The following is a 24,663-nucleotide window of genomic DNA, read 5'->3' on the forward strand; positions in this document are numbered from 1 at the left end:
AAGCGATTTTACAGGAATGTGTATAAATTTTAAACAGTCCGTGTTTAAAAGAGGTGAATGTGTTGAAATTAGCGATGATTGCCGATGATCTGACAGGAGCCAATGATAGCGGAGTGCAGTTGGCCAGATACGGTTTGAATACGTCGGTATTGTTCGAGCTGGATGAAACGGCCTTCGATCAGGACGCGGTTGTCATTGATACGGATAGCCGATGGCTGCCTCAAAGCCAGGCGTATGACAAAGTAAAAAAAGCGTCGCAGGTGCTTAAATCGGGCAGCTTTGATGTAATTTACAAAAAAGTGGATTCTACCCTGAGAGGAAATCTGGGCACGGAGATCGATGCTTTATACGACGTTTTTCATCCGGATTTTGTCGTCATTGCACCGGCGTATCCGAGGAATGGCAGAACGACCGTCAAAGGTATTCACTACCTTTATGGAAAGCCCTTGGGCGAGACAGAAATCGCAAGGGACCCGAAAACCCCTGTCCGTGATTCCTATATCCCGAGCATTGTGCAGGGTCAATCGGAGCGGCCGGTGGCTCTGGTCACTTATGAGGAGCTGCGATCCGGCTTTGAACAGGTGCAGGCCAAGCTAAAGCAATGTCGGGAGGATCAGATCCGGTATATCGTATTTGACGCCGAACGGGAAGAAGATTTGCGGCTTATTGTTCAACTGATGTCCCGAAGCGGCCACTCCGTTTGCTGGGTAGGCTCTGCAGGGCTGGCTAATTATTTGCCGGAGGTCTACGGGCTGCAGCCGAAGCGGATTGAGCTGGATATCCCGCGGGATCCAAAGCCGGTGCTGCTTGTGGCCGGCAGTGTAAGTTCAACGACCCGGAAACAGCTGGATATTGTCCTTGAGCAGCCTCATATTAAAGGTATTGAAATGCGTTCCTCTTTTCTTGTCGCTGATGAGGCGTCCCGTGAGGCGGAAATGCAAAGAGTATATGAGCAAGCCAAGCGGGCGCTCGAGGATCAGGTGGATATTGCTCTATTTTCCTCCGGAAGGCCTGAAGATATTGAAGAGGCCCAGCGGCTGGGAAAAAAGAACGGAATGGACGAAAGTGCAGTGAGCAATTCGATATCCGCCGCGCTGGGAACGGTCACTTCCCGTCTCACCGAAGCCTGCGAAGTAAAAGGCTTGGTGTTAACCGGAGGGGATACGGCAAAGCAAGTTTGTATGCAGCTTGGTGTGACCGGATTTCATCTCATAGCCGAAGTGGAAACCGGTATTCCGCTCGGCCGAACGATCGGGTCCAGGCCCATGTATGCCATCACCAAAGCGGGGGCGTTCGGAACGGATTTATCGCTGCTTAACTCCATACAAAAGCTCAAGGGGGAATAAATCGTATGAAACCAGTAATTGGCATAACGATGGGTGATGCGTCCGGTATCGGTCCGGAAATTATCGTGAAAGCGCTGCAATCGGCTCAGGTATACGAGCAGTGCAAGCCGGTTGTCATAGGCGATTATAAAATTCTGGAACGCGCCAGAAATATCGTGCAGGCCGATGTGAAGATTCATAAAATCAGTCAGCTTAGCGAGGCCCTGTTTCAGCATGGCACGATAGACTGCGTCGATCTGGATCTGTTGCTTGAAGACCTGCCGTTCGGGCAAGTATCGAGCGAGGCGGGCAACGCAGCCTTCCAATTCATTAAAAAGGCCGTGGAACTCGCGCAAGCAAAGGAAATTCATGCCATCTGTACCGCGCCGCTGAATAAAGAAGCCCTTCATAAGGGAGGACATCTGTATCCGGGACATACCGAAATTCTGGCTGAATTAACCGGCACGGAGGACTACTCCATGCTGCTGTCCTCTCCGAATTTGAAAGTCATTCATCTCACCACCCATGTGGGATTGATTAAAGCGATCGAGATGATTAATCCGGAAAGAACGTATACGGTCATCAAGCTGGCTCATGAGACGCTTACCCGTGCGGGGAAGATCCGGCCGAGCATTGCGGTATGCGGGATTAATCCTCATGCCGGCGAGAACGGATTGTTCGGAAACGGGGAAGAAGAAGAGAAGCTGATTCCGGGCATTGAGAAAGCCAAGGCAGAGGGCATCAATGTCACGGGGCCGTACCCGGCGGATACGTTATTTTTCCGTGCGGTCCGCGGGGATTTCGATATCGTGGTCGCCTGCTACCATGACCAAGGCCATGGTCCGATCAAGGTATTGGGATTGGAAGAGGGAGTCAATATCACGGTCGGATTAAAGGGCGGGATCATTCGCACCTCTGTAGATCATGGAACCGCCTTTGATATCGCCGGTAAAAATATTGCCGACGAGCGGAGCATGCTGGCCGCCATACGGGATGCCATTGAATTGGCACCTAAAGATCTGCAATAAGAATAGGAAAGAGCCTGTGATCCTTGATAGGAAAGCAGGCTCTTTCTTGACCGCCGGTTCACATATAGCGTATCATGAATATAACTGGATAAAGCGTGGGGGTCCGAGGAATCGGGCTGAGAGTACGGCTAGTCCGCCGTTAACCATTTGAACCTGTTGGGTCATGCCAGCGTAGGGAGAGGTGAGAGACACACTTTGCTATGGGCAAGGTGTGTTTTTGTTAGTAGAAAGCAGGGGGGATCAAGGTGGTCTACCTGGAGTTTCAAGGCGTTAGTCACAACTATAACGGAGAGCAGCAGGTCATTCATGGCCTGCATCTGCAGGTGCAGGAAGGGGAGTTCGTTTCCCTGGTCGGCAGAAGCGGCTGCGGCAAGACGACCTTGTTAAAGATGGCGGCGGGCCTGCTCGCGCCTGACGAAGGGACGGTCCGGATCGCGGACAAGCCGGTCACGGAGCCGCAAACCCAAGTTGGCGTTGTCTTTCAAGCGCCTACTTTACTGGAGTGGCAGACGGTAAGGGATAATGTCCTGCTGCCGGTGTCTTTGGTCCGCAAGCCGACCCGAGCCGACCGGGAGGCCGCGGACGCCTTTTTGGAACGCATGGGCCTGGCTCAGCATGCCGATAAGTATCCCGCCGAGCTGTCCGGCGGTCAGCAAAGCCGTGTGGGCATTGCCCGGGCTTTGATGCGAAACCCGTCCTTGCTGCTGATGGACGAGCCTTTCGCCGCATTGGACGCTTTGACAAGGGAGTCTTTGCAGGAGGACCTTCTCCAGCTGTGCAGGAGCAGGAAGATGACGGTCCTTTTTATCACCCATGACATTACGGAAGCCGTGTATTTATCGGATCGCGTCATTGTTCTTCATGGAGGAGGCATTGCCGGGGAGTACTCCGTGCCATTACCCGATTTACGCCATTATGAGATGCGCTATGACGGCGAATTTAACCGGGTGTGTCTGGCGGTGAGACAGGCGATGGAAGGAGGGGAGCGGAAGTGATTCGGAATGCTGTCCTGCCGGTCGGGCTTTTGGTGCTGATGATCGCCGCGTGGGAGGGCTTTGTCCGCTCCAGCGGGGTCTCGGAGTTGGTACTGCCTGCCCCGTCTGTCATAGCCGATACCTTGTGGACGGGCCTGGTCACGGGATATTTTACGAAGCATATCGGCCAAACGCTGCTGGAAATTGTGCTCGGCTTGCTGCTGGGCGGCTTGTTCGGGGTTCTTTGCGGGATCGCGATGGGCGAATGGGCGTGGCTAAGACGGCTTTTATCCCCTTATATCGTGGCCAGTCAAGCGGTGCCCAAGCTGGCGCTGGCGCCGCTGTTTATGATCTGGTTCGGATTCGGGACCACCCCCAAAGTCGTCATCACGGCGCTAATTTCCTTTTTTCCTCTGCTGGAAAGCACCGTTACCGCTATTCACTACGTAGATCCGTTGAAGCGGGACTTGTTCCGGGTGCTGGGAGCCTCCCGGTGGCAGACGTTGATCCGGCTCAAGCTGCCGGCGGGATTGCCCGGTATGTTCTCAGGGCTTCGCGTCGCTGTGGTGCTGGCTGTAGTCGGGGCGGTGGTCGGCGAATTTATCGGGGGAAACCAGGGCCTCGGGGCTTTGATCATCGCCTCCCAGGGGATGATGGACACGCCTCTGATGTTCGCTGTACTGCTGCTGCTCACCGTGCTCGGAATGATTTTATATCAGATCATTATTGTTCTGGAGAGGGTCAAGTTAAAACCGTATAAAAGGGAGAAAGACAAATGAAAAAATATACTATCGCAGCAATCCTGATGTTGGCGGGGAGCCTGCTGTTATCGGCATGCGGGACCCCATCGTCGAATGAAACCGGTTCGGCTCAACCGGCCGCCGGGACGCCGGCGCAAACGCAAAAGGTGATCATGGCCAGCTGGAGCAAGCCGATCACCGAACAAACGAATCTTTATTATGCGGAGGAGCAAGGCTGGTTTAAGGAAAAGGGCATTGACTTTACGTTTGTTCCGGGCGCCGGAGGCGGAGATGCGATTAAGAACATCCTGTCCAAGCAGGCCGACATTGCGTTTACAGACCCGGGTTCCTTGTACTTTGCTTTGGATAAAGGCGAGAAGCTGCGCGTCATTTATAACATTTATCCTCAAAATGTATTTAATATCGTTTCTTTAAAGGATAAGAACATCCGGGAACCTAAGGATCTCAAAGGGAAAAAAATCGGCGTATACAGTTTATCCAGCGGCACCCGCCATAACCTGCTGGTTGTTCTCCATCAGGCGGGCCTGACGGAGAAGGATGTCACGATCGTGGAAACCGGAGTATCCAATTTCGCTCCTCTGATCCAAGGGCAGGTAGACGCAACGGCAGCCACCGATACCGGTCTGGCCGATGCGATGCTGAAAGGACTCGGAGATGTGAATGTCATCAACGTGAAGGACTACCTGAATGTACCGAGCGACGTGTTCGTTGTGACCGAGGAGACCTTCCAGCAGAAGAAAGAAATGCTGAGGAGCTTTCTTGAGGTCTATAAGAAAAGCGCCGAATGGATGATTCAGAATCCTGACGCGGCGGCTGAACTGGCTTTGACGAAAGCTATCGACGGAAAAGATAAACAGCGCAACGGAGAAATCATCAAGCTGCGCAATGAATCGACGGTATCCGAAGATACGGACAAAAACGGACTTGGATGGCTGGATGCGTCTATTCTGCAGGAAGGCGCCGACGTATACAAGAAGCTGGGTTTGATCCAAAATGACTTGAAGCTCAGCGACATCGTGACCAATGACCTGGTTCCGAAGAAGTAATCGCCGCAGATGTGAGCGGTATCGGGCTTTACAATAATGGGAGTGGTGCTATAGGGAGGGGGAATCCAAATTGAAGGCGGAATCGAGAGAAATCGTACAACATATTCTGGGGTATATCGGACGCTTTTCGGCAGGCGATGTGACGGAGGCTGAATCGGAGGCTTCGTTTCAGGAAGCGGCTTTAAAGCTGTTTCGCTATCAGTTTCAACACAATGCAGCGTACAAGAAATATTGCCAGGCCCGGCGTAAATCCCCGTTAACGGTTAGGGATTGGCGGGAGATTCCGCCGATCCCGATTCAGGCGTTTAAAGAGCTGACGCTATCCTGCGAGCCGGCGGAGGAAGCGGAAGCCGTATTCATGACCAGCGGAACGACGAATGCGGACAAGCGGGGCAAGCATTATCATCCGACCTTGGAAGTATGGGATGCATCGATGGTCCCTCCTTTCAAGCATTATGTGCTTCCGGACCGTGACCGGATCACGGTATTGGTGCTGTCTCCCGCGGCCGATTTGAACCGCAATTCGTCCCTCTCCCGTTATTTGACGAAGGCTGTGGAGCATTACGGCACATCCGGCAGCCGTTATTTTTACTCGCAGGAGAACGGTTTGGATATGGAAGGGGTTCTGGCGTCACTTCAGGAGTGTACGGCTTGTAACGAACCGGTGCTTCTGATCGGGGCTACTTTTGCTTATGTGCATTTACTGGATTACTGTGCAGACCATTCATTTCAAGTCGAGCTTCCGCAGGGCAGCCGCCTGTTTGATACAGGCGGTCTGAAAGGGCAGTCCCGGGAGATCACGGCGGAGGAGCTGTACCGGAAGATCGAAGATCATTTCGGGCTGAATCGCGAGTCCTGTGTGAATATGTACGGGATGACGGAGCTCAGCTCGCAAATCTATGATCAAACGATACGCAGCCGCGTACTGACGGGCCGTGCCGTACATGAGAAGGCGAATCCCCCCTGGATTCGGACGCTTGTTCTTAACCCCGACACATTGGAGCCGGCTCCAGACGGGGAAACCGGTGTTCTGGCCCACTATGATCTGGGCAATTGGAACTCGGCATTCGCTGTTCTCACGGAGGACATGGGGTATAAGAACGAACGCGGGCTTGTCCTGCTGGGACGGATCAAAGGCTCGGAGGCCCGCGGGTGCTCCATAGCCATCGATCAGCTGATGAGTTCCCATAAGAAGCAGGTGAAAGCATGAACTCAAGTGAGGCGGTGACCGTAAGACCTGCGTACAAAGTCCCAAGCGGCATCCGGCCGGGTTCGTTTACGGAGCGGCTTTACGATGGTCCGCAGGGAACGCTGGTTCTTCAATACCCGGATTTGACACCGGAGTTGATGGCGGACATTACCCGGGAACTATCCGTACGGCGGAGGGAATATTTGGCCCGCTTAAGAACGGAACAGATTGTTGAGCGATTGGACCTGGCCGTTCGCCAATGGCTGGACCCGGACTATGAGCTCCGCCGGTTGGCGGAGGCTTGGCTGCCGGTGATTACGGGCTACGACGGGGAAATGATTCGGCTCGAACTCAAACGCTTCTTCCGGACCTTTCGCCGGAAGGAGCTGCTTCGCTTTCTGGACGTGGAATTCGATGCCTCGGAGGTGCTTGATGAGTTCCGGCCGATGAAAAACGGCGGAATGAGCCGGGCGTACGGGCCTGAGCTGTTATTTCACGTCTTTTCCGGCAATGTGCCCGGGCTTCCGATCTGGAGCCTGGTCATGGGAATCTTGTTGAAATCGGCGAATCTGGGCAAGACGTCCTCGGCCGAGCCGCTGATGGCTGTGCTGTTTGCGGAATCGTTGGCGGAAGTGGACCCCGCACTCGCGGACTGCCTGGCCGTGCTGCCGTGGAAGGGCGGCAATGAAGTGCTGGAGCGGCCTGTCATCGAGGCGGCTGAGGCGGTCGTCGCTTACGGCTCGCAGGAAACGGTGGAAAAGCTGCGGTCGCGAGTGCCGGGGACCAAGCGCTTTATCAGCTACGGCCATAAGGTCAGCTTCGCGATGATCGGGCAGGAGGCGCTGACCCCAGACCGCTATCGCGAAACCGCCCGGAGGTTGGCGGAGGACGCATCGATCTATGATCAGCAGGGCTGCCTGGCTCCGCACAGTGTGTTCGTCGAAGAAGGCGGCGCGGTATCGCCGCGGCAGTTCGGGCAGCTGCTCGCCTCCGAGATGGAACGCTATCACGAGAAGAAGCCCCGGGCCGTGCTGTCGGACGAGGAATCGATGGCTATTCACGCGGTGAGACAGCGGTTTGAAATGATGAGTTTGCGGGGAGAACCCGCAGCGGTCTATACGAGTCGGACCGGAACGGATTGGACCGTCATTTATCACGGGCGGCCCGGCTTCGAGGCTTCTCCATTGAACCGGACGATTCATGTGTTTGCGTGCGAGTCCCTGGAGTCGGCCGCCGAACAGATCCGGCCTTACCGGGAGGTTTTGCAGACGGTGGGCCTCGCTGTCGGTCCGGACCGGTTAGAAGCGGTGGCAGGGCTGCTTGGCATGTACGGCGCCACCCGCATCTGCGCGGTCGGGGAGATGTCGCGGACGCCCTCGGGCTGGCACCATGACGGACGCTTGAATCTGCTCGATTTGGTCCGCTGGGTTGATTTGGAGAGAAGCGTGGAGCAGGATGCCGAACGGTATGATCCCGATGTGGAGTAGGGGGGATAGGAATGGACTTTGCGGGAAAAACGGTTTTGGTCACAGGCGCAAGCCGGGGCATCGGCGCAAGTATTGCCAAGGCGTTCGGTGCTCTGGGCGCTTTGGTTATCGTCAACTATAAAAGCAATGAAAAGTCGGCCTCGGAAGTGGCGGAGCACATCCGGCAGACGGGAGGAGAGGCCGTGGCGCTGCAGGCCGATGTCACGGACGGGGCGGCGGTGCAGCGGATGGTCTCCGAAGCGGTGGAGGCTTTCGGCGGAATCGACATCGTTGTCAATAATGCGCTCAGCCATTACAGCTTCAACCCGAAGCAGCGCGCAACGGCATGGAATATCGAATGGGACGACTATCAAAGACAACTGGACGGCAGCCTCGGCGGGGCGTTTCATGTTTGCAAGGCGGTGATTCCCCATATGAAGGAACGAAACGGCGGCCGGATCGTGAATATGGTCACCAATCTGATTGATTTTCCGGTTGTCCCGTATCATGATTACACAACGGCCAAATCGGCCCTGCTTGGTTACAGCCGCAATCTGGCTGCAGAGCTTGGAGCTTTCGGAATTACGGTCAACTGTGTGGCGCCCGGACTGACGTACCCCACCGACTCGAGCCGGGAGACGAAGGAAGATGTCAAGAATGCGATCATCCGTCTGACGCCGATGGGACGGTTGGCTTCTCCGAATGATATTACAGGAGCCGTTTTGTTTTTTTCCTCGGAGTGGGCGGCCTTTATCACAGGACAATGCTTAAGGGTAGACGGCGGATTGACGATGCATTGATCAAAATGAGGAACGAGTAAGGAGGTTCATATGGTGGACATTCAACAAGCGGTCGCTGTGTTGGAAAAGGTACGGGAAAAGAGCCCGTTGGTACACAATATTACCAATATCGTTGTGACGAACTTCACCGCCAACGGGCTGCTCGCCTTAGGCGCTTCTCCCGTCATGGCTTATGCCAGGGAAGAAGTGGCGGATATGGCCAAAATAGCCGGGGCGCTGGTATTGAATATGGGCACGCCGAATGAAGAGGTTGTTCATGCGATGCAGGTTGCCGGCCAATCGGCGAATGAGCACCGGGTACCTGTGGTATTCGATCCGGTAGGAGCGGGAGCCACCCCTTATCGAACGGCAACGGCACGCCGAATCATGAAGGACATCAAGGTCTCAATTCTTAGGGGGAACGCCGCCGAAGTGGCCAATGTCATTGGGGAAGCGCGGAGCATCAAGGGCGTCGATGCCCTGGAGGCGGGAGGCGATGCAGCGGAGCTTGCCCGTCAAGCGGCCCGGACGCTGGGGGTCGTCGTGGTCGTTACCGGGAAGGACGATATGGTAAGTGACGGAAAGATCGTCTATAAAGTCAGCAACGGTACCCCTTTGCTTACCAGGGTCACCGGGACGGGCTGTTTGCTAACCTCGGTGATCGGCGCATTCGCGGCCGTCGAAAAGGATCTGACATTGGCCGCGGCAGCCGCCCTAGCTTATTACGGAGTGGCCGCAGAGAAGGCTGTCGAGGTGTCCGGAGCCGATCGCCCGGGCACTTTTCAGACCGAATTTCTAAATCAGCTGCACCTGACGGATGGGGCCGCGCTGCGTGAACATGCGGCGATTCACGTAGAGTAGGTGCCGTACGTGACCAAGGAAACCGAGAATGCCAAATCCTGTCCGCTTTGCGGTATTTGCAAAGCCTGTCTTGATGCATTTGAAGGGAAAATGACAGGCGAATAATTGGATATATCGTATGGCACAGGCCCTGCCGGTTGTCGGATGGTTTACCGCGGTTTGAAGTCATTCATCCGTGATCCGGCACTAGCGGGGCCGCTGCATAAAAAAATATTTTTAGTCATTGACAAAAGCTGCAAGTGTGTTATATAGTTCATTTAAAGCGTTTTCAGATCATTTATATAAAACTATGTTTTATAATATAAAACAAATTGCGGCAAAATCTCTTGACGATGAGCAGCACTATCCCGTGAAGCCTTTGTATTTTGACTTGATATCTTGGGACTCACGCATGTCTCTATATAAACAGGAAATAAAACATAGTTTTATAATATAAAACTAACATAACAAATTTAACCGCTTTCATCCCGGTTATTTGCTGGAAATCAAACTAACCCGATTTCCAGAAATAATAAATGATCCAACTTTGTAAAAGGGGAGTGTCATTTATGAGCGTAAAAAGAGGGTTTAAAATGACAGCTGTTCTGCTTCTGGCCGCTTCCGTTGTGCTTGCCGGCTGCGGCAGTTCCAATCAGGGTACCGGTTCCGGCACGGGAGCATCGGGGGGCTCGGGTCAGGCAGCGAAAACGATCAAAGTTGCGAATTACTTTGCCCCCGAGCATCCGCAGAACGTTGCACTTCGCGAGAAATTTAAGCCGCTGGTCGAGACCAATTCGAATGGCACACTCAAGGTTGAAATTTATGACAACAACAAGCTTGGCGCCGAGAAGGAATTTTACAACGGAGTTCGCAGCGGAACGATCGAGATGGGAATTCCGGGGCTGATTATGCAGTCCGACATCGAGAAAATGCAGGTTGGCGAATGGCCGTTTTTGTTTGAAAATTTCGCCCATGCCAAGAAAGTGTTTGACGGTCCGATCGGACAAGAGATGGCGGAAGATATGGAAAGCAAGCACGGCGTGAAAGTGCTCGCCTGGAGCGCTAACGGGTTCCGGATGTTCTCCAGCACCAAGCCGCTTAACAGCATTGAGGATTTCAAAGGCTTCCGTCTCCGTATGCCGAACATTCCGAACTATATCGCACTGGGCCAAGCTTTGAAAGCCAACGTATCGCCGCTGCCGATATCGGAGGTGTTTACCGCACTTGAGCAAAAGGTTGTGGACGGTCAGGATAATCCGATCGCTACCTTACGCGCATCCGGCTGGTACGAAGTTCAAAAGTATGTTTTGGAATCCAACCACATGTTCAGTCCTAATATGTATATCATCAACAAGAAATTCTGGGATGCACTGACGCCTGAACAGCAGAAGGTCATCCAGGATGCATCCAAAGTAGCGGCGGACCATGAGTGGAAGCTGCTTGAAGACAGCTTTGAGGAGGATAAGAAATTCCTGCAGGAAAAGGGCTTGCAGTTCATTACGCCGGATGACAGCTTCAAGAAGGCGATGCAGGATGCCGCAGCTCCATTGTACGAGGAATTCTACAAGAAATACCCGTGGGGTAAGGACATGGTAGAAAAGATTAAGGCGGCAGCGCAGTAACGCTGATAAGAAGTAAGCGCAAACAGGCCCGGACCGACCATCTGGCGACTTGGAATGCCCCGACAACACGTTTTCTCGATTACAACAGAGGAGGGAGTATCCGCGTGAAAAATGTAGGAAAAGTGGTTGAGAATCTGTTTAACGGTTTCATTGCTTTGGCGCTATCGCTCATGGCTATCCTGGTTTTTGGAAATGTCGTGCTGCGCTATTTGTTTAACTCCGGCATTACATGGTCCGAGGAAATGGCCCGATTTTTATTCATATGGCTTGTGCTTCTCGGCGCAGTTATTGCATTCAAGGAAAATTCCCATCTGGGTGTCGATATGCTGGTCAAAAGATTATCGAAGCCGCTGAAAAAGATCGTATTCATCATCAGTAATGTGATTTTGCTGGCCGTTATCTACCTGGTGGTCGAAGGGAGCTGGAAAATTACGCTGCTTAACGCCGGCAGTACGGCACCGGCGACAGGCTTGCCGCTAACGTTGATTTACGGAACGGGTATTATCATGGGTATAGGTATGGGGCTGATTATCATTTTTAAGCTGTACCGTGTGCTGTTCGCTAATGAGGATGTCAATAAATATATGCAAATCCACGAATCTGAGGAAATCATTACGCATGTGAACACCTCTGGAAATAAGGAGGTCCCAAGATGATCGTTACCGTATTTCTCGGATCTCTGCTGGGCGCTATGGCGCTTGGCATCCCGATCGCCTTTTCGCTGCTCGTCAGCGGGATGGTGCTAATGTATACGATGGATATTTTCGACAGTCAGATTATGGCCCAGAACCTGATTGATGGCGCCGACAATTTCCCGCTGCTCGCGATTCCGTTCTTTATCCTGGCGGGGGAGCTGATGAATGCGGGAGGTATTTCCAAGCGCATCATTAACTTCGCTATGGCTCTCGTCGGTCATATCAAAGGCGGCCTCGGTTACGTTGCGATTATCGGAAGCGTCATGTTCGCAGGACTATCCGGTTCCGCTGTAGCCGATACGGCTGCACTCGGAGCGATTTTAATTCCAATGATGGTGGCGGCAGGGTATAACAAAAACCGGTCCGCCGGGTTGATCGCCGCCGGAGGGATCATTGCGCCGACCATTCCGCCAAGCATCCCTATGATCATTTTTGGCGTGACCAGCGGTGTTTCGATTACCAAATTGTTTATGGCCGGTATTGTTCCCGGTTTATTGCTTGGCGTCGGTTTGACCATTGCCTGGTATTTGATCGTACGCAAAGATAACTACAAAGTATTCCCGAAAAAATCCGCGAAGGAAATTTTGAAGGCCTCGGTCCAAGCGATATGGGCGCTTATTTTGCCGGTCATTATTATCGTCGGTTTGCGCGGTGGAGCCTTTACACCGACGGAAGCCGCCGTCGTTGCCGCCTTTTATGCGCTGTTCGTCGGTCTCGTCGTCTATCGCGAGCTGAAGCTGAAGGATTTGTACCAGGTTTTGGTGGCGGCAGGCAAAACGACCAGCGTCGTGATGTTCCTGGCTGCTGCTGCGCTGGTTTCCTCCTGGCTGATTACCGTAGCCAATATTCCCAACGAGCTGACGAACATGCTTAGCCCGTTAATGGATAATCAATTGCTTTTATTGATGATGATTAATCTTGTCGTTTTCCTGGTTGGAACGGCGATGGATTTGACGCCTACGATTTTGATCCTGACGCCGGTGCTTATGCCGATTATCGATGCTGCAGGAATCGATCCGGTGCTTTTCGGACTTTTGTTTGTCCTCAACTGCTCCATTGGATTGCTTACTCCGCCGGTAGGAACCGTACTGAACGTAGCGGCCGGGGTCGGAAAGCTCAGTATGGAAGATATTATGAGGGGCGTTTGGCCATTCTTGCTGGTTGAAGTGATTATTCTGCTTCTTCTCACCCTGTTCCCGCAAATTGTACTTGTACCGCTTGATTGGTTTACTTGATAGAGGAGGACACAAGAGATGAAAAAATGGAAAGTTGTCGTTACCGATTGGGAATACGCAGATCTGCGGTTTGAGGAAAACGTGCTGCTTCGCCACGACTCCATCAAATTGGTTTCCGCCCAATGCAAAACCGAGGAAGACGTGATCGAAGCATGCCGTGACGCCGATGCGCTCATCAACCAATACGCGCCGATCGGCCGCAAGGTGATCGAGGCGCTCGAGAAATGCAAGGTGATCACCCGCTACGGAGTCGGCGTGAACACGATTGATCTCGATGCGGCTACGGAAAAAGGAATTTGCGTTGCCAACGTGCCGGATTACTGTATGGATGAAGTGGCCGACCATGCGCTGGCGCTGCTTCTGAGCTGGACCCGAAAAATCACGCTGGCCAACCATCATGTGAAAAACGGCAAATGGGATTTCAAAGTCACACAGCCGATTTATCGTCTTCGCGGAAGAACGATCGGTTTAGTCGGCTTCGGCAAAATCCCTCAGATGCTGGCGGAAAAAGTAAAGCCGCTCGGCTTGAAGGTCCTGGCTTATGATCCTTATTTTCCGAAGCATTTGGCTGAAGAGAAGGGGGTTGCGCTGGTCGAGCTGGATGAGCTGTGCGCCCAATCCGATTTTATCTCCGTGCATGCCCCGCTTATGGAAGCCACGCGCGGGATGATCGGGGAGCAGCAATTTGCCCGGATGAAGAAGGATGCCATTATTATTAATACTTCCCGCGGACCGGTCATTCACGAGAAAGCGCTGGTCGACGCCCTGACCAAAGGGCAGATTGCCGGAGCAGCGCTGGATGTGGTGGAAGAAGAGCCGATTCCTAAGGATCATCCGCTTCTCTCGATGGATAACGTCATCCTTACGCCTCATGCGGCATGGTATTCCGAAGAAGCGGCGGCGGAGATGCGCTCCAAAGCGGCTATGGGCGTAGTCGACGTATTGATTGCCGGCGAATATCCGAAGTACCTGGTGAACCAAAAGGTGAAAGAGCGGGTAGAGCTGAAGCCTTCCCGGCCGGAGCAGCGCTACCAGAGCCTTTAACCCGATAAACAAAAAATAAGAATGGGGGAATCAAACATGAATTGGTTCAAAAAAGCGATGATCGGCATTACACTGCCCAGCCTGCTTGTCGTTAGCGCCTGCGGCGGCGGGGGATCGGCGACCCAGGAAGCGGGCGGTCAGGCGGGGGGAGCGCCGGCCAAACAAACGCGTACCCTCAAAGCGGGAATCGGTTTGAATGAGGATCATCCGCAGGGCCAAGGGCTTAAGAAATTTGCCGAGCTGGTGGAACAGAAGAGCGGTGGCAGCATGAAGGTGCAGACTTACTTTGCAGCTCAACTGGGCGATGATTTAAAAATGACGAATGCGTTAAAATCCGGAACGCAGGAGATCACCATTCCATCCACTTCACCGCTCACCTCGATGGTGAAAGAATTCGGCGTGTTTGACTATCCGTTCGTGTTTAATAACGAGCAAGAAGCGGATGCCGTGCTTGATGGACCCGTAGGGAAAAAATTACTCGATATGCTGCCGCAGCAGGGACTTATCGGATTAACTTATTGGGAGAACGGGTTCCGCAATTTGACCAACAGCAAGAGACCGGTTGCTGCGCCGGAGGATTTTCAGGGACTGAAGATCCGTACCCTTCAAAGTAAAGTGCATATCGAAGCATTTAGTGCTTTAGGGGCAAATCCGACACCGATGCCGTTCTCCGAAGTATTCAGCGCATTGGAGGGGAAAACCGTCGACGGCCAGGAAAATCCGCTGCCGACGATCGAATCCAACAAGTTCTATGAAGTGCAGAAATACTTGAGCTTGACGAATCACGTTTATACGCCGTTTGTATTTCTGGTCAGCAAGAAGTTCTGGGACGGTCTGACACCGGATGAACAAAAGATTTTGCAAGAGGCATCCATAGAAGCGGGTAAATTCCAACGTGAAAAGAACCGGGAGCAAAATAAGCAATCGCTGGAAAACCTGAAGTCTAAGGGCATAGAAGTAAATGAGGTGAAACCGGAAGACCGGGAGAAGATGCAGGAAATCGTCAAGCCTGTCCTCGATAAATTTTCCAAAGACTTAGGTGAAGCTTTGGTCAAAGAAATGTACGATGAAGTGAATAAAGTGCGCGGGAAATAAGACGCAACCCAAGTGATGATTCTTCTTAAGCAGCCGCCTTACTTGGGTAACGGCTGAAACGGAAGAGGCACCAATTATTTCAAGGATGGACATGGTCAAGGTGGGGGGAGCTGGAACAACGGTCTCCCCATCTGTATTGCTTCCCGAAACCAGGGACAACAACGGAAGGAATGGTTATGGGATCGGAACCGTCTTCCATGAATGCAGCGCCGTTAAGCCACAGGCCGGGATCCATGGAAAGATGGTTTGGATAAGAACATGAATACGTTTATAAAGGGGATGCGACTTTTGCAAAAAACTCGTGATGTCATTGAACAGCTTGGGTTCCCGCGTGGTGACCTTCATGATCTGCCGTCCTCCACAAAGACATTTCCGGATGGCGCCCAATACCGGATTGAAATTCCCAGCGTGGAAGGGCCCGCTTCCTTTGAGGCGGTTATCGAAGCCTGCAAGCAATATGATGTGTTGATTCATCGCGTGTCTCAAGGCAGCGGCATCATGCTGCTGACGGATGACGAACTGAAGCAAATGGCGGAAATCGGCAAGCGCGAAAACTTGGAGGTCAGCTTGTTTGTAGGACCTCGCGGTACGTGGGATACCACTGCAATGCCTTGGGCGAGTGCCGGCAAGGTCATCGGTCTTCGCGTGGAAAGCATGGATCAGCTCGTTTATTCGATCGAGGATATCAAGCGTGCGTGCGATGCGGGCATTCGCGGCATTCTCGTAGCGGATGAAGGGCTGCTTTGGCTTGTCAATGAGTTCAAAAAGAAGGGCGAGCTGCCGGAAGATTTGGTCGTGAAAATTTCCGTGCAAATGGCGCAGGCGAACCCGGTTTCCATTAAACTGATCGAAAGCATAGGGGCGGATACCTACAACGTACCGACCGATCTTACCCTGGCCCGCCTTGCTGCGATTCGTCAGGCCGTTGATATTCCGATTGATATTTATGTTGAAGTTCCGGACGATATCGGCGGATTTATCCGGCATTACGAAATTCCGGAAATCATCCGTGTGGCTGCTCCCGTCTATATTAAGTTCGGATTGCGCAACTCGCCTAACATTTATCCTTCCGGCACCCATTTGGAGCAAACCTCGATTGCGCTGTGCAAAGAGCGCGTGAGACGCGCAAAAATCGGAACGGATATGATCAAACGGTACAGTCCCGAATTGCGAACATCGGAAAAAGGCGCCGCCGGCTTGGGTGTCCCTGTGAAGAAGTAAACAAATGAAAGGTTTCCGTAAAAAGGGTGAATAAACATGCCGATGATTCAAGCTGTAGAACGGGCACTTTTGATTTTGGATTTGTTCGATGAGTATGATACCGAGTTGAAAATCACTGAAATCAGCGACCGCATGGTTCTGCACAAGAGTACCGTTCATTCTCTCTTAAAAACGCTTCAGGTTCATCGCTATATTGAACAAAACCCCGAGAACGGAAAATACCGTTTGGGCATGAAGCTGCTCGAGAGAGGGACCATCGTCATGCATAATCTCGATATTCGGAACGTTGTAAGAAAGCACCTGATCCACTTATCGAACATCACGGGCCAGACGACGAATTTGGTCATTCTGGACGGCAAAGAGGGCGTGTACATCGATAAAGTCGAAGGTTCGAAGGCGATCATCCGTTATTCGCGTATCGGCAAACGAATTCCAATCCACTGCAGTGCGGTTGGCAAGGTGCTCGTCGCCTATAAAGAGCCGAAGGAGTTAAAGCAATTACTGAAAGGTTATGTTTACAGGCAGCATACCGCGAAAACCATTATGAGCGAATCTTATTTTATGCAAGAGCTTGAAAAGGTACGTGGACAGGGCTACTCCGTAGACAATGAAGAAAATGAGCCGGGAGTGCGCTGCATTGCCGTTCCGGTAAGGGATCATTCGGGGCAGGTGATCGCTGCGATCAGTATGTCAACGCTCGTTGCACGCGTGAGCGATGCGGAGTTGATGGAGCACGTACAATCCCTGCAGCAGGCTGCGGAGGAAATTTCAGAACAGATGGGATTCGGCATTCCTTCATTTCATGGCAAGGAAGTGCTCTAGGGATATGAAGGAGTTCACTATATACCAACTTGGGAGGCATATTTCATGCGTATAATTCGATTTTTAAATGAGTCTGATGTACCTACGGTTGCTGCTTTAACGGATGAGAATCAAGTGTTTGCGCTGCCGTATCAAGGATTTATAGAGCTGGTGGATGCCGCTAATGCACAGGGAACGACCCCGCTGAAGCTCGTTTTGCGTGAGATCGAAAACGGCAGCCCGCTGCCAACGGCGTTCGAGAACCTTCGTCTGCTGGTGCCGATTGAAGCCCCTGAAGTATGGGCATCCGGCGTCACCTATGCCCGGAGCAAGGAAGCGAGAAATTATGAGGCTACCGGCGGCAAGCTGGATTCAACGACGTTCTACGATAAAGTATACGATGCGGAGCGTCCGGAAATTTTCTTCAAATCGACTGCCGCAAGGACCGTGGGGCCCAATGACGATGTTTACCTGCGCAGCGATTCGAACTGGCAAATTCCGGAGACCGAGCTCGGCCTTGTCATTGACAGCAAAGGTACGATTCTCGGCTATACCGTCGGTAACGATATGAGCTGCCGTGACATCGAAGGGGAGAATCCGCTCTATCTTCCGCAGGCGAAGCTTTGGAAAAGATCGTGCTCCATCGGACCGTCGATCCGTTTGGCGGAAACGGTGGAGGATCCGTACAAGTTCGAAATTGCCTGCCGGATTTACCGTAACAATGAGAAGGTTGTAGATGGTACGGCAAGCACCGGGCAGTTAAAGAGAAAGCTCGAAGAGCTGGTTTCCTTCCTGATCAGAGATAATGAAATCTTTGACGGCACTATCCTTCTTACCGGAACCTGCATCGTCCCCCCCAATGAGTTCACGTTGCAGGATGGCGACCGCATTGAGAATGAAATCTCCGGTATCGGTGTACTGACGAACTTCGTAAAACGCCCATAAGCGGAGTGGAGGGATCGGAATGGAGCCGACACAGGCCAAATACAAGGTCATTATGATGAAGCCGCAGGACAACGTCGCTGTCGCTTTGGAGAATGTACCGGCTGGAGCGCTTCTTCAGGTCACATGTCAGGATAAGACCTTTGAAGTCGAGCTCAGGCAGGCGATCGAGTTCGGCCACAAATTCGCCGTCTTACCGATCAGCTCGGGTCAGGATATCCTCAAATACGGCGAGGTCATCGGCGTTGCCGTCAAAGATATTCAAGCCGGCGAGCATGTGCATGTGCATAACCTGGAAGGCAAACGAGGAAGAGGTGATAAGCTTGGCCAATCAACCTGAACCGACATTTTGGGGATACCGTCGTCCGGACGGACGTGTAGGCGTACGCAACCATGTGCTGATATTACCTACCATTACTTGCGCCACTCAAGCGGCGAAGCAAATTACGGAGCTTGTGCAGGGCACGGTATCCTTCATTCATCAGCATGGCTGCGCCCAGGTCGGCGTCGATTATGAACAAACCTTCCGAACCTACGTGGGCATGGGGACCAATCCTAACGTTTACGGCGTTGTCGTACTTGGACTGGGCTGCGAAACGCATCAAGCGCGCAGCGTTGCCGGTGAAATTGCCAAGAGCGGCAAGCCTGTCGAGCTTGTATCGATCCAGGACCACGGAGGCACCCTGTCTGCCATCGCCCAGGGCGCAAAAATCGCGGCACAAATGGTGCAGGACGCCTCTGAGCTCATGCGCGAGCCGTTTCCGTTCAGCGAGCTTATCGTCGGTACCGAATGCGGCGGCTCAGATGCCTGTTCCGGCTTATCCGCGAACCCGGCGGTCGGATTCGTCAGCGACCGGATTGTCGATTGCGGAGGCACTTCGATTCTGGCGGAAACGACGGAACTGATCGGCGCCGAGCATTTGCTTGCGAATCGTGCCGTTGACGACAAAGTGGCGAAGCGGGTCTATGAAGTCATTCAGGCCATGGAAAACCGCGCCTTTACGATGGGCGTGGATATCCGTACCGGCAATCCGAGTCCGGGCAATATCCGCGGAGGGCTGAGCTCTCTTGAGGAAAAATCGCTCGGAGCGGCGAATAAAGCAGGAACCCGGCCGCTTCAGGAGCTGATCGATTATGCCGAGCGGCCGACCCGCAAGGGACTGGTTTGGATGGATACGCCAGGCCATGATATCGAGCAGTTAACAGGAATGGTCGCCGGCGGAGCGCAAATCGTGCTGTTTACTACAGGAAGGGGGACGCCAACAGGTTCTCCGATCGCACCAACGATCAAAATATCCACGAACTCGGCGATCTTCAATAAAATGCGCGAGAATATCGATATTAACGCAGGGACGATTATTGAAGGCACGGAAACGATCGACTCGGTCGGCCAGCGGATTATGGATCAAATTGCCAAGGTGTGCTCCGGAAAGCTGACCAAAGCGGAAATATTAAAGCAGCATGATTTCGGGATCTGGCGCATCGGACCTACATTCTAAATTTGTTATTCGGAAGGAGTAAATAGACCATGACCGTACAAACAGAAGCCAAAACCTATTTGAACTATATCGATGGAGAGTGGGTTGCCGCCTCCACGGGCAAGACGGACGCGAGCATTAACCCCGCGAACAAGCATGAAATTGTCGGCTACATTCAAAAATCCGGCAAAGAAGACCTGGATCGTGCCGTAGCTGCTGCGAAAAAGGCCTTCGCGCAGTGGAGAAAGCTGTCCGGCCCGGCGCGCGGAGAGTACCTGTATAAGATGGCGAATGCTTTGGAAAGACGCCTCGATGAAGTAGCGGAAACCATGACAAGGGAAATGGGCAAGACGTTCCCGGAAGCCAAGGGCGAAACCGCCCGCGGTATAGCGATTTTGCGTTATTATGCCGGTGAGGGCATGCGTAAGAACGGTGACGTTATCCCGTCTACGGATGCGGAAGCTTTGATGTTCACTACACGCGTTCCGCTTGGAGTTGTAGGCGTCATCACGCCTTGGAACTTCCCTGTGGCCATCCCGATTTGGAAAATGGCGCCGGCGCTCGTATATGGAAATACCGTAGTGCTCAAGCCGGCCCAGGAAACGGCTGTCACTGCGGCGAAAGTGATCGAGTGCATGGCGGAAGCAGGACTGCCCGCAGGTGTCTTGAATCTGGTTACAGGCAACGGTTCCGTTATCGGTCAGGGCATTATCGATCACCCCGATATTAACGGCATTACCTTCACCGGTTCCGACAACGTGGGTAAATTGGTCGGACAGGGTGCGCTTGCACGCGGTGCCAAATATCAGCTGGAGATGGGCGGTAAAAACCCGGTCATCGTGGCGGCGGATGCGGATTTGGATCTTGCGGTGGATGCGACCGTCAGCGGAGGTCTTCGCTCTACCGGTCAAAAATGTACGGCCACCAGCCGTGTTATCGTTCAAAGCGCCGTATATGAGGAATTCAAACAAAAGCTTCTGGCCAAAGTGAAGGAAATCAAAGTCGGTCACGGGCTGCAAAGCGATACATGGATGGGCCCTTGCGCCAGCCAAAGCCAATTGGATACCGTTCTTTCTTATATTCAAAAAGGAAAGGAAGAAGGGGCCACTCTTCTTTACGGCGGCAGCCGACCTGAAGGAGAAGGCTTGGAGCATGGCTTCTATGTACAGCCAACGGTATTTGAGAACGTCAAGACTAACATGACCATCGCGCAGGAAGAAATTTTCGGACCTGTGCTTGCTTTGATCAAGGTAGATACCATTGAGGAAGCGATAGAGATCGCCAATGACGTGAAGTTCGGTCTCAGCGCGTCCATCTTTACCCGCGATATCGCGAACATGCTCAATTTCATCAAGGATATCGATGCGGGCCTCGTTCGTATCAATGCGGAAAGCGCGGGCGTAGAACTGCAGGCTCCGTTCGGCGGAATGAAACAATCGAGCTCCCATTCCCGTGAACAGGGTCAAGCGGCAATCGAATTTTTCACTTCCATCAAAACGGTATTTGTTAAACCATAAAAAGCTCTCATAGGTACAGCAATAGAGGACCGGGTTTGCGATTGAAAAGCGAATCCGGTCCTCTTTTTCTCATAGGTAAAGCCGTTTAGCTAAAGTCATTTGCAGCCCGAAGAGAAATCTCCCGAAAAAAATGTTAACGTGAACAATTTTGTATTGTAATTGCGTGATAAAAGAAGTACTATTAAAGCACACGTGAACATTAATCTAAAAAGGGCAGAGGTGGAATGTTTATGAAAACATTTTTGGATGAAAATTTCTTGTTAAACAACGAAACGGCAGTCCATTTATACAATCATTATGCAAAAGAAATGCCGATTATCGACTATCACTGCCATTTGAGCCCTCAGGAAATATATGAGAACAAAACGTTTAAAAATATAACGGAAGTATGGTTGAACGGAGATCACTACAAATGGAGAGTCATGAGAGCTAACGGTATAGAAGAGAAGTATATTACCGGCGATGCTAGCGACTATGATAAATTCCTGGCGTGGGCCAAAACCGTACCGATGACGATTGGAAATCCGCTTTTCCAATGGTCCCATCTGGAGCTCCGGCGCTTTTTCGGCATCCATGACTTGATTAATGAAAAGAATGCGCCGTTGATTTGGGAGAAGGTAAACGCTCTGCTCCAAGGGGAAGGCTTCGGCGCAAGAGATCTGATTACCAAGTCCAATGTCAAAGTGGTTTGCACGACGGACGACCCAACCGATTCCCTGGAATATCATATCAAACTGAAGGAAGAGAACGATTTTGACGTGGCCGTACTGCCTGCTTTCCGGCCGGATAAGGGGCTGGAAATCAACCGGGCTACGTTTGTGCCTTGGATTGAGAAGCTTGGGCAAGTAACCGGACAGCCGATTTCCAGCTACGATCAATTTTTGGCAGCTCTCGATGCAAGGGCCAGATTTTTCCACAGCGTGGGCTGTACGGTTTCCGACCATGCGTTGGACTATGTAGCTTATGCCGAGACGACCAAAGAAGAAGCGGCAGAGATTTTTGCTTATGCCTTGCAGGGAAGAGCGGTTAGCTTAGAGGAAGAAAAAAAGTTTAAGACATATACATTGATTTTCTTGGGCAAAATTTATGCAGAGCTGGGCTGGGCCACTCAGTTCCACATTAATGCATCAAGAAACAACAACTCGCGGATGTTTGAGAAGCTGGGCCCGGACACAGGCTTCGATTCCATCAACGACAGCGCACTTGCTTATCCGTTAGGAAAATTGCTCGATGCTTTGGACAAAGAAAACGCCCTGCATAAAACGATCTTGTACTCTTTGAACCCTAAGGACAATTATGTGCTGGCCACGGTAATGGGAGCCTTCCAGAACGGCGGGATTCCAGGGAAAATGCAGCTGGGCTCCGCCTGGTGGTTCAACGATACGAAGGACGGCATGCTCGAGCAGATGAAAACGTTGGCTAACGTCGGACTGCTGAGCCGTTTTGTCGGGATGCTTACCGACTCCAGAAGCTTCTTGTCCTATACAAGGCATGAATACTTTAGACGATTGGTTTGCAACCTGATTGGCGAATGGGTTGAGAATGGAGAGGTTCCGAATGATATGGAGCTTCTGGGCAGTATTGTTCAAGGCATTTCCTATAATAATGCCAAGGACTATTTTAACTTCAAGATCAAGGCATAAATGGAAATATCCTGTTGAACAGGCCAACTCTCGCGGGTGGCCTGTTTCTTTGCATGGGATGAATATAACGAGGGATTGCCGTGTTTAGGGGGGAAGTTCTTGTGAAAGGTTTGGAGCAAGAAGCTTTAGATCTGCTGCCGTTTGGCATGATGTTTATGGATCGGGACAAGCGGATTGTACTTATGAATCGTTATGCCGCCGATCGCTTTTCACTTAAGTCTGACAAGGATATATTTTTGCAGGATGTACTCCAGGATTTGAGCATGGAGCCTTCCGATCCAAAAAGAAGTATGCAATTTAAGCTGGGGGATGAAGCGTTTGCCGCTCAGCGTTTTCCCTTTTTTCTACAGGGTCAAGGGGAAGGAGAAGTATTGGTTTTTCAGCGGGCGTCCGAGTTACAGGAGATCGTCGAGGAGCTGGATTTTTATAAAAATCTGAATTTCGATTTAAAGGCGATTTTTGATATTTCTTATGATGTGATTTATGTATCTGATGGCCAGGGGATTACCCTTAGGGTTAGTTCCGCGTGCGAAACGTTATGGGGCTACAAGGAAGAAGAACTGGTGGGAAAAAGCGTATATGAGTTAGAAAGAGAGGGAGTGTATTACCCTTCCATTACCCGTCTCGTTCTGGAAAAGCAGGAAAAGGTATCGATGATTCAAACGACCAAGACAGGCCGCCGCTTGAAGGTAGTCGGCACCCCGATTAAAGATGATGAGGGACGTATTATTCGTGTTGTCAATGCCTCCAGGGATATTACGGAGATTAGTCAGCTTCAAGCCGAGATTGAATTGCTTAAGCAATTAACGGAAAGCTACCGGAAAGAAATTATGGACCTGCGCTCCAAGAAGGAATTTGAGAAGGAAATGATCTACCGGAGCGAACAGATGAGAAAAGTGGTTTCTTTCTCGCAAAAGGTAGCCAAGGTGGATTCAAGCGTACTGCTGTTAGGTGAATCGGGAATCGGCAAAGAAGTGCTGGCTTCTTATATCCATAAATGGAGTCACCGTCATGAAGGACCGTTCATTACCGTTCATTGCGGGGCCATTCCGCCGCTGTTACTGGAGACCGAATTGTTTGGTGACGAGAGTGCGGCGGAAGTGAAACTAGGCTGCTTGGAAATGGCACATGAAGGAACCTTATTTTTGAATGAAGTGGATGAAATTCCACCGGCTCTGCAAGTGAAATTGCTTCGAGCCATCCAGGAAAAAAGGATTACGCGGATGGGAGGGAGCACTTCCGTTGAGATTAACGTAAGAATCATTTCCGCTACGGCACAGGACATCGAGCAGAAGGTACAGTCCGGACAATTCCGAAAAGATCTGTATTACCAGCTGAATGTTGTTCCCATTGCGATTCCTCCGCTGCGCGAGCGGAAAGAGGACGTTATTCCCTTAATCCTTTATTTCACAGACCAGTTAAACCGAAAATACGGGCTAAAGAAGAAATTTAATCCGCTCGTTTTAAAAAAAATGCAGGAATACGCTTGGCCGGGAAATGTCCGCGAACTGCAAAATATGACCGAAAGACTGTTTGTCACAACGGAGGACGAATGGATTCATGAGGAGCATTTGCCTGACCATGTGAACGTCAATGTCAAAGAACATAAAGGTATCCAGATTCATCAGATTATGCCCTTAAAGGATGCTGTTGAATTATTGGAAAAAGAATTGCTGCAATTGGCTCAAAAGCGGTATCATTCGACCACGAAAATCGCTGAAGTGTTAGGAGTAAATCAATCTACGGTAAGCAGAAAGTTAAGTCGGTGGAAGGGAAAGCAATGAATTATGCATATTTGCATATATGGTTATGCATTAATGCATAAAAAAGAAGGAAGCGATGGATATGGCTAAATATCCTGAATTTATAAGCTTTCTACTAAAATGACTATGCGATGCTGCATAGTTATTTGTTTTTCAACCTATTGTTTAACTCCAAGAGCCTTGTTATAAATGAAAGGTA

At 51.5% G+C, this 24,663-nt stretch carries 22 protein-coding genes; all 22 read left to right on the plus strand.

Translation table 11 applies throughout. From position 1 onward, the window contains the following. Positions 1-62: 62 nt before the first annotated feature. The 22 genes from NR121_RS08020 to NR121_RS08125 all read left to right on the plus strand — a co-directional run bounded on the left by NR121_RS08020 (position 63) and on the right by NR121_RS08125 (position 24,485). Positions 63-1,346: a four-carbon acid sugar kinase family protein gene (locus tag NR121_RS08020; RefSeq protein WP_256831059.1), complete on the plus strand. Its 1,284-nt coding sequence runs from the start codon at positions 63-65 to the stop codon at positions 1,344-1,346. 5 nt (positions 1,347-1,351) lie between these two features. Further along, positions 1,352-2,353 (plus strand): 4-hydroxythreonine-4-phosphate dehydrogenase PdxA, encoded by a 1,002-nt coding sequence (gene pdxA, locus NR121_RS08025; RefSeq protein WP_054816988.1) that lies wholly within the window; start codon positions 1,352-1,354, stop codon positions 2,351-2,353. Positions 2,354-2,598: 245 nt separating this feature from the next. Continuing rightward, positions 2,599-3,348: an ABC transporter ATP-binding protein gene (locus NR121_RS08030; protein ID WP_235594189.1), complete on the plus strand. Its 750-nt coding sequence runs from the start codon at positions 2,599-2,601 to the stop codon at positions 3,346-3,348. Continuing rightward, positions 3,345-4,106: an ABC transporter permease gene (locus NR121_RS08035; protein WP_054816989.1), complete on the plus strand. Its 762-nt coding sequence runs from the start codon at positions 3,345-3,347 to the stop codon at positions 4,104-4,106. The genes NR121_RS08030 and NR121_RS08035 overlap by 4 nt, the downstream gene beginning before the upstream one ends. Further along, complete coding sequence (locus tag NR121_RS08040; RefSeq protein WP_062410242.1) at positions 4,103-5,134, plus strand: ABC transporter substrate-binding protein; 1,032 nt, start codon at positions 4,103-4,105, stop codon at positions 5,132-5,134. The genes NR121_RS08035 and NR121_RS08040 overlap by 4 nt, the downstream gene beginning before the upstream one ends. Before the next feature lie 70 nt (positions 5,135-5,204). After that, a complete protein-coding gene (locus NR121_RS08045) occupies positions 5,205-6,344 on the plus strand; it encodes a LuxE/PaaK family acyltransferase (protein ID WP_054816990.1) in 1,140 nt (379 codons plus the stop codon). After that, positions 6,341-7,810, plus strand: coding sequence for an acyl-CoA reductase (locus NR121_RS08050; RefSeq protein WP_074729855.1), 1,470 nt, complete (start codon positions 6,341-6,343; stop codon positions 7,808-7,810). Before NR121_RS08045 ends, NR121_RS08050 begins: the two co-directional genes overlap by 4 nt. Before the next feature lie 11 nt (positions 7,811-7,821). Further along, the gene (locus tag NR121_RS08055) at positions 7,822-8,589 is read left to right on the plus strand and encodes a 3-oxoacyl-ACP reductase (protein ID WP_062410245.1); all 768 of its coding nucleotides are present in this window, start codon (positions 7,822-7,824) and stop codon (positions 8,587-8,589) included. Between the two features lie 30 nt (positions 8,590-8,619). Then, complete coding sequence (gene thiM, locus NR121_RS08060) at positions 8,620-9,429, plus strand: hydroxyethylthiazole kinase (protein ID WP_171006011.1); 810 nt, start codon at positions 8,620-8,622, stop codon at positions 9,427-9,429. Positions 9,430-9,977: 548 nt separating this feature from the next. Continuing rightward, complete coding sequence (locus tag NR121_RS08065) at positions 9,978-11,030, plus strand: TRAP transporter substrate-binding protein (RefSeq protein WP_054816993.1); 1,053 nt, start codon at positions 9,978-9,980, stop codon at positions 11,028-11,030. A gap of 104 nt (positions 11,031-11,134) precedes the next feature. Next, a complete protein-coding gene (locus NR121_RS08070) occupies positions 11,135-11,686 on the plus strand; it encodes a TRAP transporter small permease (RefSeq protein WP_054816994.1) in 552 nt (183 codons plus the stop codon). Further along, positions 11,683-12,960, plus strand: a complete 1,278-nt coding sequence (locus NR121_RS08075) for a TRAP transporter large permease (RefSeq protein WP_062410246.1) — start codon at positions 11,683-11,685, stop codon at positions 12,958-12,960. Before NR121_RS08070 ends, NR121_RS08075 begins: the two co-directional genes overlap by 4 nt. A gap of 18 nt (positions 12,961-12,978) precedes the next feature. Continuing rightward, the gene (locus NR121_RS08080) at positions 12,979-14,004 is read left to right on the plus strand and encodes a C-terminal binding protein (protein ID WP_062410247.1); all 1,026 of its coding nucleotides are present in this window, start codon (positions 12,979-12,981) and stop codon (positions 14,002-14,004) included. Between the two features lie 36 nt (positions 14,005-14,040). Next, positions 14,041-15,099: a TRAP transporter substrate-binding protein gene (locus NR121_RS08085; protein WP_062410248.1), complete on the plus strand. Its 1,059-nt coding sequence runs from the start codon at positions 14,041-14,043 to the stop codon at positions 15,097-15,099. Between the two features lie 288 nt (positions 15,100-15,387). Next, positions 15,388-16,320, plus strand: a complete 933-nt coding sequence (locus NR121_RS08090; RefSeq protein WP_171006010.1) for a U32 family peptidase — start codon at positions 15,388-15,390, stop codon at positions 16,318-16,320. A gap of 36 nt (positions 16,321-16,356) precedes the next feature. Continuing rightward, positions 16,357-17,142, plus strand: a complete 786-nt coding sequence (locus NR121_RS08095; RefSeq protein ID WP_054816995.1) for an IclR family transcriptional regulator — start codon at positions 16,357-16,359, stop codon at positions 17,140-17,142. 45 nt (positions 17,143-17,187) lie between these two features. Next, positions 17,188-18,066, plus strand: coding sequence for a fumarylacetoacetate hydrolase family protein (locus NR121_RS08100; protein ID WP_054816996.1), 879 nt, complete (start codon positions 17,188-17,190; stop codon positions 18,064-18,066). 19 nt (positions 18,067-18,085) lie between these two features. Next, a complete protein-coding gene (locus tag NR121_RS08105; protein ID WP_062410249.1) occupies positions 18,086-18,403 on the plus strand; it encodes a UxaA family hydrolase in 318 nt (105 codons plus the stop codon). Further along, the gene (locus NR121_RS08110) at positions 18,387-19,562 is read left to right on the plus strand and encodes a UxaA family hydrolase (RefSeq protein WP_054816998.1); all 1,176 of its coding nucleotides are present in this window, start codon (positions 18,387-18,389) and stop codon (positions 19,560-19,562) included. Before NR121_RS08105 ends, NR121_RS08110 begins: the two co-directional genes overlap by 17 nt. 29 nt (positions 19,563-19,591) lie before the next feature. Next, the gene (gene gucD / locus NR121_RS08115; RefSeq protein WP_062410250.1) at positions 19,592-21,058 is read left to right on the plus strand and encodes an alpha-ketoglutaric semialdehyde dehydrogenase GucD; all 1,467 of its coding nucleotides are present in this window, start codon (positions 19,592-19,594) and stop codon (positions 21,056-21,058) included. A 230-nt stretch (positions 21,059-21,288) separates the two neighbouring features. Beyond that, complete coding sequence (gene uxaC, locus NR121_RS08120; protein WP_062410251.1) at positions 21,289-22,701, plus strand: glucuronate isomerase; 1,413 nt, start codon at positions 21,289-21,291, stop codon at positions 22,699-22,701. Between the two features lie 101 nt (positions 22,702-22,802). Further along, positions 22,803-24,485 (plus strand): sigma 54-interacting transcriptional regulator, encoded by a 1,683-nt coding sequence (locus NR121_RS08125; RefSeq protein ID WP_256831060.1) that lies wholly within the window; start codon positions 22,803-22,805, stop codon positions 24,483-24,485. The last annotated feature ends 178 nt before the right edge of the window (positions 24,486-24,663 follow it).

The organism is Paenibacillus sp. Pae15, assembly GCF_024519685.1.
Lineage (GTDB): Bacteria > Bacillota > Bacilli > Paenibacillales > NBRC-103111 > Paenibacillus_G > Paenibacillus_G naphthalenovorans.

Coding starts and splice junctions, on each gene's coding strand:
- NR121_RS08050 (WP_074729855.1), top strand. CDS start 6,341: ATGAACTCAAGTGAGGCGGTGACCGTAAGACCTGCGTACAAAGTCCCA.
- thiM (WP_171006011.1), top strand. CDS start 8,620: ATGGTGGACATTCAACAAGCGGTCGCTGTGTTGGAAAAGGTACGGGAA.
- uxaC (WP_062410251.1), top strand. CDS start 21,289: ATGAAAACATTTTTGGATGAAAATTTCTTGTTAAACAACGAAACGGCA.
- NR121_RS08040 (WP_062410242.1), top strand. CDS start 4,103: ATGAAAAAATATACTATCGCAGCAATCCTGATGTTGGCGGGGAGCCTG.
- NR121_RS08105 (WP_062410249.1), top strand. CDS start 18,086: ATGGAGCCGACACAGGCCAAATACAAGGTCATTATGATGAAGCCGCAG.
- pdxA (WP_054816988.1), top strand. CDS start 1,352: ATGAAACCAGTAATTGGCATAACGATGGGTGATGCGTCCGGTATCGGT.
- gucD (WP_062410250.1), top strand. CDS start 19,592: ATGACCGTACAAACAGAAGCCAAAACCTATTTGAACTATATCGATGGA.
- NR121_RS08080 (WP_062410247.1), top strand. CDS start 12,979: ATGAAAAAATGGAAAGTTGTCGTTACCGATTGGGAATACGCAGATCTG.
- NR121_RS08065 (WP_054816993.1), top strand. CDS start 9,978: ATGAGCGTAAAAAGAGGGTTTAAAATGACAGCTGTTCTGCTTCTGGCC.
- NR121_RS08055 (WP_062410245.1), top strand. CDS start 7,822: ATGGACTTTGCGGGAAAAACGGTTTTGGTCACAGGCGCAAGCCGGGGC.
- NR121_RS08075 (WP_062410246.1), top strand. CDS start 11,683: ATGATCGTTACCGTATTTCTCGGATCTCTGCTGGGCGCTATGGCGCTT.
- NR121_RS08095 (WP_054816995.1), top strand. CDS start 16,357: ATGCCGATGATTCAAGCTGTAGAACGGGCACTTTTGATTTTGGATTTG.
- NR121_RS08085 (WP_062410248.1), top strand. CDS start 14,041: ATGAATTGGTTCAAAAAAGCGATGATCGGCATTACACTGCCCAGCCTG.
- NR121_RS08100 (WP_054816996.1), top strand. CDS start 17,188: ATGCGTATAATTCGATTTTTAAATGAGTCTGATGTACCTACGGTTGCT.